This is a genomic window from Staphylococcus sp. LKG3-1, assembly GCF_048568385.1.
In the GTDB taxonomy this organism is placed as follows: Bacteria; Bacillota; Bacilli; order Staphylococcales; family Staphylococcaceae; genus Staphylococcus; species Staphylococcus saprophyticus.
In genome coordinates this window covers 1,134,171-1,147,223 of record NZ_CP183796.1, presented here as the reverse complement: position 1 = coordinate 1,147,223, position 13,053 = coordinate 1,134,171, and the positions used below count along the sequence as shown (strand labels likewise).

General features: G+C 33.6%; 12 protein-coding genes. 10 read left to right on the top strand and 2 right to left on the bottom strand.

Annotated features, from left to right (window positions below):
• Positions 1–79 precede the first annotated feature (79 nt).
• The 4 genes from deoC to ACM595_RS05720 all read left to right on the top strand — a co-directional run bounded on the left by deoC (position 80) and on the right by ACM595_RS05720 (position 3,661).
• The gene (deoC, locus tag ACM595_RS05735; protein ID WP_002482694.1) at positions 80–742 is read left to right on the top strand and encodes a deoxyribose-phosphate aldolase; all 663 of its coding nucleotides are present in this window, start codon (positions 80–82) and stop codon (positions 740–742) included.
• 67 nt (positions 743–809) lie between these two features.
• Positions 810–2,111 carry a pyrimidine-nucleoside phosphorylase gene (locus ACM595_RS05730; protein WP_115338425.1) on the top strand — a complete coding sequence of 434 codons (1,302 nt, stop codon included), beginning with the start codon at positions 810–812 and terminating at the stop codon, positions 2,109–2,111.
• A gap of 12 nt (positions 2,112–2,123) precedes the next feature.
• Positions 2,124–3,311, top strand: coding sequence for a phosphopentomutase (deoB, locus tag ACM595_RS05725; protein WP_069821671.1), 1,188 nt, complete (start codon positions 2,124–2,126; stop codon positions 3,309–3,311).
• Positions 3,311–3,661 (top strand): hypothetical protein, encoded by a 351-nt coding sequence (locus ACM595_RS05720; RefSeq protein WP_002482697.1) that lies wholly within the window; start codon positions 3,311–3,313, stop codon positions 3,659–3,661. The genes deoB and ACM595_RS05720 overlap by 1 nt, the downstream gene beginning before the upstream one ends.
• Positions 3,662–3,754: 93 nt before the next feature.
• On the opposite strand, the gene ACM595_RS05715 is transcribed toward ACM595_RS05720, so the two are convergent.
• Entirely contained in the window at positions 3,755–4,225 is a 471-nt protein-coding gene (locus tag ACM595_RS05715; RefSeq protein ID WP_115338426.1) for an S-ribosylhomocysteine lyase, read from the bottom strand.
• Between the two features lie 283 nt (positions 4,226–4,508).
• On the opposite strand from ACM595_RS05715, the gene ACM595_RS05710 reads away from it, so the two are divergent.
• From ACM595_RS05710 to ACM595_RS05700, 3 genes are all read left to right on the top strand, one after another.
• Positions 4,509–5,693 (top strand): M20 family metallopeptidase, encoded by a 1,185-nt coding sequence (locus tag ACM595_RS05710; protein WP_002482699.1) that lies wholly within the window; start codon positions 4,509–4,511, stop codon positions 5,691–5,693.
• A complete protein-coding gene (gene ldmS / locus ACM595_RS05705; protein ID WP_037538019.1) occupies positions 5,690–6,886 on the top strand; it encodes an L-aspartate--L-methionine ligase LdmS in 1,197 nt (398 codons plus the stop codon). Before ACM595_RS05710 ends, ldmS begins: the two co-directional genes overlap by 4 nt.
• A 358-nt stretch (positions 6,887–7,244) precedes the next feature.
• Complete coding sequence (locus ACM595_RS05700) at positions 7,245–7,910, top strand: DUF2750 domain-containing protein (protein WP_037538021.1); 666 nt, start codon at positions 7,245–7,247, stop codon at positions 7,908–7,910.
• 481 nt (positions 7,911–8,391) lie between these two features.
• On the opposite strand, the gene coaW is transcribed toward ACM595_RS05700, so the two are convergent.
• A complete protein-coding gene (gene coaW / locus ACM595_RS05695; RefSeq protein WP_002482702.1) occupies positions 8,392–9,189 on the bottom strand; it encodes a type II pantothenate kinase in 798 nt (265 codons plus the stop codon).
• A gap of 215 nt (positions 9,190–9,404) precedes the next feature.
• Here coaW and ACM595_RS05690 point away from each other — a divergent pair, with 215 nt between their 5' ends.
• From ACM595_RS05690 to ACM595_RS05680, 3 genes are all read left to right on the top strand, one after another.
• Positions 9,405–10,265 carry a GNAT family N-acetyltransferase gene (locus ACM595_RS05690; RefSeq protein WP_002482703.1) on the top strand — a complete coding sequence of 287 codons (861 nt, stop codon included), beginning with the start codon at positions 9,405–9,407 and terminating at the stop codon, positions 10,263–10,265.
• A gap of 109 nt (positions 10,266–10,374) precedes the next feature.
• Positions 10,375–10,920 carry a DNA-directed RNA polymerase subunit delta gene (gene rpoE / locus ACM595_RS05685; RefSeq protein WP_002482704.1) on the top strand — a complete coding sequence of 182 codons (546 nt, stop codon included), beginning with the start codon at positions 10,375–10,377 and terminating at the stop codon, positions 10,918–10,920.
• Positions 10,921–11,239: 319 nt separating this feature from the next.
• The gene (locus ACM595_RS05680; RefSeq protein WP_002482705.1) at positions 11,240–12,850 is read left to right on the top strand and encodes a CTP synthase; all 1,611 of its coding nucleotides are present in this window, start codon (positions 11,240–11,242) and stop codon (positions 12,848–12,850) included.
• Positions 12,851–13,053 lie beyond the last annotated feature (203 nt).

Genomic DNA, 13,053 nt, shown 5'->3' with positions numbered 1-13,053 from the left:
ATATGTTAAATTTTACTATATAATTATGAGTGGGTTAAAACACCATATGCTAATAAACAAAATAATAGGAGGATTTAATATGAATTACGCAAAATATATAGACCACACATTACTTAAACCGGAATCTACGAGAAATCAAATAGATAAAATTATCGAGGAAGCGAAAGCGTTTAATTTTAAATCGATTTGTATTAATCCAACACATGTAAAATATGCTGCTGAACAACTTAAGGGTTCAGATGTATTAGTATGTACAGTTATAGGTTTTCCATTAGGAGCATCAACGACTGAAACAAAAATATTTGAAACAGAAGATGCTATTAATAAAGGTGCATCAGAAGTAGATATGGTAATTAATATTGGTGCTTTAAAAGATGGACGCTTTGAAGACGTTCAAAAAGATATCGAAGGTGTCGTAGGTGCAGCGAACGGTAAAACAGTTAAAGTTATTATTGAAACATGCTTATTAACTGATGAGGAAAAAGTCAAAGCAAGCGAATTAAGCAAGGTAGCTGGTGCTGATTTTGTTAAAACATCAACAGGATTTGCTGGTGGTGGTGCTACACCTGAAGATGTTAAGTTAATGAAAGATACAGTGGGCGATGATTTAGAAGTCAAAGCTTCTGGTGGCGTTAGAAATCTTGAAGACTTCAATCATATGCTTGAAGCAGGTGCCACACGTATTGGCGCTAGTGCAGGCGTTGAAATTGTACAAGGTTTAGAAAGTGACTCAGATTATTAATAAATAACTGAAATCTTGTCTGAATATAGTTATGTATTGACTTGAAAAATAGGGGAGGCCAACTCATATGAGAATGGTAGATATTATTGAAAAAAAACGTGATGGTCAAGCGCTAACGAAACAAGAAATTGAATACTTTATTGATGGATATACAAATGGAGATATTCCTGACTATCAAGCTTCTAGTTTAGCGATGGCGATTTATTTTCAAGATATGAATGATGATGAACGAGCTGCCTTGACGATGGCGATGGTTAATTCAGGTGATGTCATTGATTTATCTAATATTAATGGGGTTAAAGTGGATAAGCACTCAACGGGTGGAGTTGGTGATACGACGACACTAGTACTTGCACCATTAGTGGCTGCGGTAGGTGTGTCAGTAGCGAAAATGAGTGGTCGCGGACTAGGCCATACTGGTGGTACCATTGATAAATTAGAATCAGTTGAAGGTTTCCATGTTGAAATTAGCGAAGAACAATTTGTTAAATTGGTTAATGAGGCGAAAGTTGCAGTCATTGGTCAAACTGGGAATTTAACACCCGCTGATAAAAAACTATATGGACTTCGTGATGTTACCGGTACGGTGAATTCAATTCCACTGATTGCATCGTCTATAATGAGTAAAAAAATTGCTGCTGGCGCGGATGCAATTGTATTAGATGTTAAAACCGGTAATGGCGCATTTATGAAAACGTTAGAAGATGCAGAAGCATTAGCGCATGCCATGGTTCGTATCGGTAATAATGTAGGTAGAAATACAATGGCAATTATTTCGGATATGGGCCAACCACTTGGCAATGCAATAGGTAATGCTTTAGAAGTTAAAGAAGCGATTGAAACGTTGCAAGGTAATGGACCAGAAGACTTAACAGAGTTAGTTATGACGCTAGGTTCACAGATGGTAGTCGTCGGTGGAAAAGCTCAAAATCTTGATGAAGCACGTAAAATGCTAGAACAAGCAATTCAAGATGGTTCAGCGTTAGAAAGTTTCAGAACATTTTTAGAAAACCAAGATGGCGATGGTTCTGTTGTAGACGATGTATCAAAATTACCACAAGCCAAATATCAAATTGAACTACCCGCACAAAGTGAAGGCATTGTAACTGAAATTATTGCAAATGAAGTCGGTGTAGCTTCTATGATGTTAGGTGCAGGCAGACAAACTAAAGAAGACGAAATAGATTTAAGTGTGGGTCTCGTATTGCATAAAAAGGTTGGAGATAGCGTCAACAAAGGAGAGGCTTTGTTAACAATCCACAGCAATCAAGAACAAATTGATAACGTAAAAGATAAACTATTGCAAAGTATTACGATTAGTGACACTGGTAATGAACCAACATTGATTCATAAAATAATTACTGAATAGGAGAGGAATATTATGACTACACCATTTAAACGAGTTCATTTAATTGTCATGGACTCTGTTGGTATTGGAGAAGGACCTGATGCAAAAGCTTTTGATGATGAAGGCAGTCACACTTTAAAGCATACGCTCGAAGGATTTGAACAGTCATTACCTAACTTACAAAAATTAGGTTTAGGTAATATTGAACCTCTTCCGGTTATTGATAAAGAAGCGGAACCACAAGCTTTTTACACAAAAATGAGTGAAGCTTCAGTCGGCAAAGATACCATGACTGGCCATTGGGAGATTATGGGGCTAAATATCATGCAACCATTTAAGGTCTATCCAGAAGGCTTTCCAGAAGAACTGGTTAATGAAATCGAAACGTTAACAGGACGTAAAGTTGTAGCCAATCGTCCTGCATCCGGTACGCAAATCATAGATGAATGGGGCGAACATCAGATGAAGACGGGTGATCTAATTGTCTATACTTCTGCAGACCCAGTACTTCAAATTGCAGCTCATGAAGATATTATTCCTTTAGAGGAACTATATGACATCTGTGAAAAAGTAAGAGAATTAACCAAGGATCCTAAATATTTAATAGGCAGAATCATTGCTAGACCGTATATTGGAGAGCCAGGTTCATTTAAACGAACTTCTAATAGACATGACTATGCATTAAAACCATTTGGTAGAACAGTAATGAATGAATTAAAAGATAATGGTTATGATGTCATTGCCCTTGGTAAAATTAATGATATATTTGACGGTGAAGGTGTGACTGAATCGATACGTACCAAAGATAACATGGATGGTATGGATAAATTAATTGAAACTGTGCAACGTGACTTTAATGGGTTAAGCTTTTTAAATCTTGTTGATTTCGATGCCCTTTATGGCCATCGTCGTGATAAACCAGGATATGCACAAGCGATTAAAGATTTTGATGAACGTTTACCTGAACTTATGAATCACTTACAAGAAGAAGATTTAGTTATTATTACAGCAGACCATGGTAATGATCCAACTGCAGATGGTACGGATCATACTAGAGAATACATTCCTGTACTTATGTTTAGTCCTAAAATGAGTGACTATCATGAGCTAACGATAGACAGCACATTTAGTTCTTTAGGTGCAACGATTGCTGATAATTTTGGTGTGAAATTACCTGAATTTGGCAAAAGCTATTTGAAAGAAATGGGTGTTGAAAAGTAATGCGTATTTTAAGAATGCTATTTGGAATTGTCTTTAGTGTTGCAGGGGTACTCCATTTTAAAGATGAAGAACAATTTAGACGTATTGTACCAGCGTACTTACCATTTCGAAAAGCAGCTGTGTTAATCACAGGCGTTATGGAAATCGTGTTTGGTGTCATATTATTAATGAAACAACCTACTAAGGGTCAAAAAAATGCACTCATAGCGTTTTTATGGGCGGTCTTACCAGCGAATATTTATATGGCGCGCAAACAAATTCCAATTGCTGGTCAACAACTTCCGAAATGGGCTTTATACGGACGTATTCCATTGCAATTTGTGATGATGAAATTAATCAAAAAATTATAACTTACTAAACTAAAATAAGAGAGCACATGCGTTTGAAATGACGCTGTGCTCTCTTATTTTATATATTTATAAAATGCTAACTCACATTATAAATTATTGTGCTTCACCATAGATATCATGCCATTCAGCTTTTTTGTCTAAGAATGTTTGGGCTATTTCTTTGGCGCCTTCTAATGAATGGCTAGCAGCCCAACCACATTGAACTTCATTACATGCTGGCACTTCTTTAGCATTTAATACATCTTTAATTGTTGCTTCGATAATATTTAACACATCTTCATAGTCATCATGATTGATAAATGAAACGTAAAATCCTGTTTGGCAACCCATTGGACTAATATCAACGACTTTATCTGAATGATTTCTAATATTTTCTGCCATTAAATGTTCTAATGAATGTAACCCAGGCATATCCATATGCTCTTTGTTTGGTTGTTTAAAGCGGATATCATATTTATGAATTACATCACCGTTAGCGCCTTCCATTTTCCCTGCTAATCTCACAAAAGGTGCTACAACGATTGTATGATCTAAATTAAAACTTTCTACGTTCATTTTTGGCATGGTGTATCCTCCTCATATATAACTTAAATTAATTGTAACAAGTTAAAAGAGGATTTACAATTTTTGAAATGTGGTATAAAGGCGTATGAAAGTTATTTTTATAAATTTCAGAAAATGAATGACAGAATTCAATAAACCCGATAGAATAAGTAATAATTAAATCATATTTTGTGCATTATGAATCATATGTTGTGTTATTTAATAAATTACTTATTGCATTTGATTTATTTTATAAATTGAGTATAAACATAATGCCAAGTAATTTAGGAGGCCGTGTTGAATTATGGAGAATAAACAAATTGTATTGGACTATATAGAAAATGAAAAGTATAAATATTTAGAAATGAGCCATCAAATTCATCAAAGACCTGAATTAGGTAATGAGGAGATATTTGCATCTAGAACGTTAACGGAAACGTTAACGCAACATGGTTTTGAAGTCGAAACAAATATAGCAGGACATGCGACTGGCTTTATAGCAAGTTATGATTCAGGACAAACGGGACCAACTATAGGTTACTTGGCCGAATATGATGCATTGCCAAGGTTAGGTCACGCGTGTGGTCATAATATTATTGGTACCGCTAGTACATTTGCGGGTATAGCCTTAAAGCAAGTCATTGATAAAGTCGGCGGAAAAGTAATTGTATTAGGCTGCCCTGCAGAAGAAGGTGGAGAAAACGGTAGTGCTAAAGCGACTTATGTTAAAGAAGGTATTATTGATGATTTAGATATCGCCTTAATGGTGCATCCTGGTAATGAAACATACAGAACAATCAATACTTTGGCTGTAGATGTACTAGATGTTAAATTTTTTGGTAAAAGTGCGCATGCATCTGAAAATGCAGATGAAGCGAAAAATGCACTTGATGCAATGATTTCATATTTTAATGGGGTTGCGCAATTACGTCAGCATATAAAAAGTAGTCAACGTGTCCATGGCGTTATATTGGATGGTGGACAAGCAGCCAATATTATACCTGATTTTACACATGCGAGATTCTATACTAGAGCAACAAGTCGCCATGAGTTAGACATTTTAACTGAACGAGTTGGTCAAATAGCTAAAGGTGCGGCATTGCAAACTGGATGTGATTATGAATTTGGACCTATACAAAATGGCGTGAACGAGTTTATAAAATCTTCAAAACTAGATGATTTATTTGCTAAATATGCAACAGAAATGGGTGAAGCTGTCATTGATGATGATTTTGGTTATGGCTCTACTGACACGGGAAATGTGAGTCATGTTGTACCAACGATACATCCACATATTAAAATTGGATCACGTAATTTAGTAGGTCATACGCATAGATTTAGAGAGGCTGCAGCAAGTACCCATGGGGACCAAGCGTTAATTAGAGGTGCTAAGATTCTCTCGCTTATGGGATTAGAATTATTAACGAATCAAGCGTTGTTTGATGAGATTATTGAACAACATCAATTTATAAAGGGGCATAAAAAATGACTAAAGAACGCTCTCATAGACCCAAATTAACACTTAGTGATCTTTACGATTCTCGCGTTGTCTATACTTCTAGACCGTCTTATATTTCAAATCCATGGCTGGAACCTGAAGAACACCAATCGAATTTTTTAACAGGTAGAGAGCTGATAATTGCTAATCATATGCCAGTAATCGTTCATGAAGCGAGCGTCACTGATAAATTAAAGCAGTTATTTGAAGCGGTAGGGAAAACAATGCCTACAAATATCATTCAATTCAACGATCAACAAAGTTATGAACAAACTTTAAAAGTGTTAGCGCAAGAAGAGAATAAGAAAATTTATTTTCAATATATTCATGGTGAAGATATATTAACTAAAGCGCATTATGCACTAGATAAAGATATCTTTGTTGCATTAAATAATAAAGCAAGAATTCCTGAATGGACGAACAATCAATTCCTTCCCCGTCGAGAAGTTGTAAACATTGAAGATTTTGAGGCGGCGGTGTCTGAATGGTCGTTCCCATTTGTATTAAAACCTGGGGATGACTTACCAACTGCTGGCGGGTATGGTGTAATGATTTGTTATTCAGAAGAAGATTTAACAAAAGCAAAAACACGAATTGCTCAAGCTCAATCAGAAACAGACACAATGATTATAGAGCAAAAGATAGAAGCGATTGCTAATTATTGTGTACAATTTGCATATTCTGAAAATGAAGGCATACGATATATAGGTACTTCAGCTCAACTCACAGATGCTTACGGCCATTATAGTGGAAATGAAAATGCGCCGGATGTACCTAAACACGTGATAGAAGCTGGTAGAGAAATCATGGAAATTGGGGTATCTAAAGGTTACTTTGGCGTAGCGGGCTTTGACTTGTTATTAGACGACAAAAATGATGTATATGCGATTGATTTGAATTTTAGACAAAATGGTTCGACAAGTATGTTGTTGTTAGAGCCTATACTTCAACAAGGCTATCATAAATTTTATAGTTATATTTCGCCTGGTGATAACGAACAATTTTTTGCGACAATTTTGAAATATGTGCGACTGGGCGTATTATTTCCACTTTCTTATTATGATGGTGAATGGTTTGAAAATGATACGGTGCAATCTAGATTTGGTTGTATATGGCATGCTGAAAACAAAGCTACGGTTGATACATTGGAGCAACAATTTCTAAAAGAGATTCAAGAAAAATAAAATGTGGAATTAAAATTAGTGGTTCTACTCAGTAGATAATAATTTAAAAGCTAAAAATGTAAAGTGTCTGGGACATAAATAGGTGTCTCAGATTTTTTAATTGGACAATAGATGTGAATTACTACCAGCGATCCAAAGTACTATTGATATATTTTATGCGAATGCGTAGTGGTTATGTATACGATTAGAATATTAGCCAAGGAAGAGAATGACTTTTATTCTTTAATTTTTATTAAAAAATTTGATTCCTGTTAATACTTTCTAAATTTATAAGGAACATTCGTTGATTGACTAGAAACATACAGTCATTTATATTTTAAATATAAGTAATTATTATAAATGAATTGAAGGTGAAAATATGTCTTACAAAGAAAGTTCATTTTTTCAAGATATTTTAATAAATGAAGTTTTTTATGTCGGAACTAAATCAAAGCATTTGATTAGACAAGAAATATCTGAACAAAATGTAATATGTGCTTGGACAGATAAAGCAACAGCAGAAAGTTATTTAAATAAAGAGCAAATTGAATATGACAAAGTAAAAACGGTTGATATTGATCGTTTTGTAACTTATGAAATTGACGATATTTTTGATGAAGATGATGAGGTATTGATGAACCCAACTTCACATAAAGATGGTGAACGCGTTCGTATCGTTGCAGCTTCAAATGAATTGATGTCTGATTTGGATAGTATTAGATTGAAAGAATTTGTTAAAGATGTTGCTAAAGAAGATGCTGTGTTTGGATTAACTAATAAGAATGAAAAACAATTTATCATGATCAGTGATGAAGCACACCAAAAACCACATATTATGCCTGTATGGAGTATTAAAAATAGAGCTGAAAAGGTGAGAAATCAAGATTTTGAAGAATGTGAAATTATTGAGATTGAAGGGGAAGTATTTGCTGAATGGTTAGATACGTTACGTGATGATGACCATGCAGTTGCAATAGACTTGAAGTCAGGCGTAGTCGGAACCGTTGTGCCTGCTCAAAAAGTAATTGACCAGTTAACATTTTAATTAAAGGTTATCAACAATATAGCTGTTTATGAGTTATGTATTTATAATATTTATAATTTAGAGCACAAATTTTATCGTATCGAAATAGTTATAGATTTGTTTGGAGTAATAACTAGTTGAAATAAAGAGATTGAGTCATAAATAGATAATGTCAAAAAGTCTGGAACATAATTAGGCGTCTAGGCTTTTTGTCAATTTAAACAATTGGTGTAAAGTCCAACTGCTTATTTTAAACAGTTACATGATTAGTATCTGTATTATTCAATTTCATATTTATAAATAAAACAGTAATTTCTAGTGTTTTAAACTAGAAATTACTGTTTTTTGTTTATACCCATTCAGTATGATTGTATAAAATCCTACAAAATCATTTTTCATTTAGATAACTCATATAATGTCCTGTTTTTAATATGTCACATTGTGGCAGATAAACGTGCTTAATGAGCAGTCTATACATTATATAATTTAATGAATATAAGCATTATAAATGTATAGAACCTAGAGCACCAGAAAATGCACCATGCTCAATATAATAAGGTTCACACCCACGTAAAACAGTATAGTCTTTGACCACCTCCTTTAATAAATCGTTATTGTGGAAGGAAGAACCGATATAGGCAACATTTTTTGTATTATGTTCTCTTGCGACAGTAATTGACATTGTCGAAATGACTTCACCGACGACTGCAATTACAGAAGCCAATTTATCTGCATCTGTAAATGATTCATCTAAATGATGTAGCACATTACCAAAGTTAGCTGCAGTTAAATCGCCAGAAATAGGAGGCTCACTATCTTTATATATATGTTTTACCTTTAAATCTATAATATCACGGTTACCATTTTGAGCTGTATCAGTTAACTGTTTATAGTTACTGATACCTGTGAGTAGGTATCCAAGGCCTTGTATCATACCGCCACCGGTGCCTATTCCGCCTACACGCTTTTGCGCTTTGCCATTTGAAAAATGAAGTGAAGTACCAGTACCAACATTAGTGAAAATATAATCATCTAAGAAGTGACCTTGTTCTTCTAATAGAATTTCTAGCCCTTTAGCTGCAGCATCAAATTCAACAAATACACGAGATTCACAATTGAGTTGTTCATTAATCATGGCAGCTTGCCCACCCGTCAGATTAATGTTGTTACAATCTTGTTGATTTAACCATTGAATGACTTCCTCAATTTCAGTAGTTAATCTTGTGCTGTATGTTCGTTCACCGTTTTTTTCTTGAACAATTTTAATGAGCGTGCCACCAGCATCGACACCTATCTTCATCTGTATTCCCCCTAATAAAAATTTCCATTATAACTTATAGTATAATAAAATGAAGGAAAATCAAATATGAATTTAATAGGATTGATAGAATAGTTCACAATTAAGGCTGTTAATTAATTAGGTATGTTTCTAAATTATATGTAAATTTATAGGTTGATTTGATTCAGAAGTGGTATGAATAAATAACGACTACGTTTTTAATAGGGGATTAAAACATGTTTATAAAGGAAAATTTTGAAAATATTACGGTACAAGTTTATGAAGAAAAATATAGACAATCTTTATATGATTTCAAATTAAGTGAAAGACAGCAAATTTATTCATCATTACCTAAAGATGTATTGGATGATGCGATCATTGATGAAGATAGAATTCCAAATATTGCACTAAATGATGAAGGTGAAGTTGTTGGCTTCTTTGTACTGCATCAGTATTATCAACATGAAGGATATGACACGCCAAATCAAGTTATATATGTGAGATCCTTATCAGTCAATGAAGATTTTCAAGGTTATGGCTATGGTACGAAAATGATGATGTATCTGCCTAGGTATGTACAGACACTTTTTCCAAATTTTAACCATTTATATTTAGTGGTCGACGCTGAAAATAAAGGCGCTTGGAATGTTTATGAACGTGCGGGCTTTATGCATGCAGCTACAAAAGAAGAAGGACCTATTGGAAAAGAAAGGTTATATTACCTTGATCTAGATTCTAAACATGTCTCTTCTTTAAAATTAAAACCGAACACAGAAGAACAACCATTCAATATTCATATCATTGATTTAATTAAAGATGATAATAAAGTGGGATTTATTGCTATTGAAAGACATGAAGATCGAATGAATATCTCTTCGGTTGAAGTTAACAAAGAAGAACGGCACCATGGTATTGCTGAAAGCGCATTGAGACAATTATCTACATATGTACGTAAACATTTTGATAGTGTAAAGTTATTGACAATCACTTTGTATGGTGAAAATAATGAATTAAAACCGTTATGTATAAACAGTAATTTTGTTGAAATAGATGCCGCAGATGATTATATTGTCTTTGAAAAATATATAAATTACTAAATGCGATTGCGAAATCAGGAATTGTCATTTATAATTTACATTTGTTATTATTACTTATGTTAAACTTAGTACTGATTTGGATAAACGCCTTTGAAAGGAAGAATAAATAATGAGAATTCAAGATTACACAAAAGAAATGGTTGATGAGAAATCATTTATCGATATGGCATATACGTTATTAAATGAAAAAAATGACACAATGAACTTATATGATATTATTGATGAATTTAAAGCACTTGGACATTATGAAGACGACGAAATCGAAAATAGAATTGTTCAATTCTATACAGATTTAAACACAGATGGTCGTTTTTTAAATGTTGGTGAAAATATTTGGGGATTACGTGATTGGTATTCAGTTGCAGATATTGAAGAAAAAATTGCGCCTACGATTCAAAAATTTGATATTCTGGACGACGATGATGAAGAAGATAAAAACTTAAAATTACTTGGTGAAGATGAGGCTGATGATGATGATGATATTCCAGCAGTTACAGATGACCAAGAGACTTTGAATGATCCAGAAGATCCAGAAGATGACGATGTTGATGAAGATCTTAATGAAACAGATATCGTTATCGATGAAGATGATGAAGATTTAGACGAAGAAGATGAAGAAGAAGAATTTGAAGACGAAGAAGAAACAGAAGAATAATTCTTTGAGATTTAATTGACTTTTTTCGTGAACATGATAAAATTTTATTCGGGCTCCTTTAATTAGGACGACGTGTATAAATATTATACGCTCCCCCTTACAACCATGTGAGAGGGAGCGATTTTTTTGTTTTAAATAATATATCAGTTTTATAGTATTTTATATTTTGAAAGTACTTGTTACGACAATTAATACATATAATGATGAAGCATTTAAATATGTAAATGTTGTATCACAAAATTTAGCAACTAATTTGGAGATTTGATACGAATCAAAACGTATTGTAAGAAAATACGGTTTTAATCATAGGAGGCAGAACATGACAAAATTCATTTTTGTAACTGGTGGAGTTGTTTCTTCATTGGGTAAAGGTATCACGGCAGCATCTTTAGGAAGATTATTAAAAGATAGAGGATTAAAAGTCACGATTCAAAAATTTGATCCATACTTAAATGTTGACCCAGGCACAATGAGTCCATATCAACATGGTGAAGTTTTTGTGACAGACGATGGTGCTGAAACTGACTTAGACTTAGGACATTATGAGAGATTTATTGATATAAATTTAAATAAATATTCAAATGTAACGGCTGGGAAAGTTTATTCTCATGTCTTAAAAAAAGAGCGTCGTGGTGATTATTTAGGTGGTACAGTTCAAGTTATCCCGCACATTACGAATGAAATAAAAGAGCGTTTATTATTAGCTGGGGAAAGTACAAATGCAGATGTAGTTATTACTGAAATTGGTGGTACAACAGGGGATATAGAGTCATTGCCATTTATTGAAGCAATTAGACAAATCCGTAGTGATTTAGGACGCGAAAATGTAATGTATGTTCACTGTACTTTGTTACCATATATCAAAGCTGCTGGAGAAATGAAGACAAAACCAACACAACATAGTGTGAAAGAATTAAGAGGTCTTGGTATCCAACCAGATTTAATTGTTGTTAGAACAGAATATGAACTTACTCAAGATTTAAAAGATAAAATTGCGCTATTCTGTGATATTGATAAAGCAAGCGTTATAGAATGTCGTGATGCTGATTCATTATATGAGATACCTTTACAATTAAGTAAACAAGATATGGACGATATTGTGATTAAGCGTTTAGAATTAAATCCAAAATACGAAACGCAATTAGATGAGTGGCAATATTTATTAGATACGGTTAACAGTTTAGATGGCAAGATAACAATTGGTTTAGTAGGTAAATATGTAAGCTTACAAGATGCATATTTGTCAGTTGTCGAGTCATTAAAACACGCTGGCTATCCATTCAAAAAAGATATCGAAGTGAAATGGATTGATTCAAGTGAAGTTACCGATGAAAACGTTGCTGAAATATTAGCAGAAGTTGATGGTATATTAGTACCTGGTGGATTTGGATTCCGTGCAAGTGAAGGTAAGATATCAGCTATTAAATATGCACGTGAAAATAATGTGCCATATTTCGGTATTTGTTTAGGTATGCAATTAGCAACTGTTGAGTTTGCTCGAAATGTCATTGGACTAGATGACGCGCATTCAGCAGAATTAGATCCTAATACACCACATCCTATAATCGACTTATTACCAGAACAGAAAGATATCGAAGATTTAGGCGGTACACTACGCTTAGGTTTATACCCATGTCATATCAAAGAAGGTACATTAGCAAATTCAATTTATAATGAAACTGAAATTGAAGAAAGACACCGTCATCGTTATGAATTTAATAATGAATATAGAGAACAACTCGAAGCAAACGGAATGGTGTTTTCTGGAACAAGTCCAGATGGTCGTTTAGTAGAAATGGTAGAAATTCCAAGCAATGACTTTTTCGTTGCATGTCAATTCCATCCAGAATTTTTATCAAGACCTAATCGCCCTCAACCGATTTTCAAAGCATTTATAGAAGCATCATTGAACCATCAGCAATCTAAATAATATGTTAAGACACACATACTCGAACTATTACGTCGAGATGTGTGTCTTTTTTTATTTAGTGCTTCGTTCAAATGTATGTATATAAAAATGGGGTATAAATGATTATTAAAATTTGAAATTTAGGCGATTTTTATACATCTAGAATAAAAATATAAAATAAAAACGCTTACAAATATATTGAAGAATGCAAAAGGTATACGACT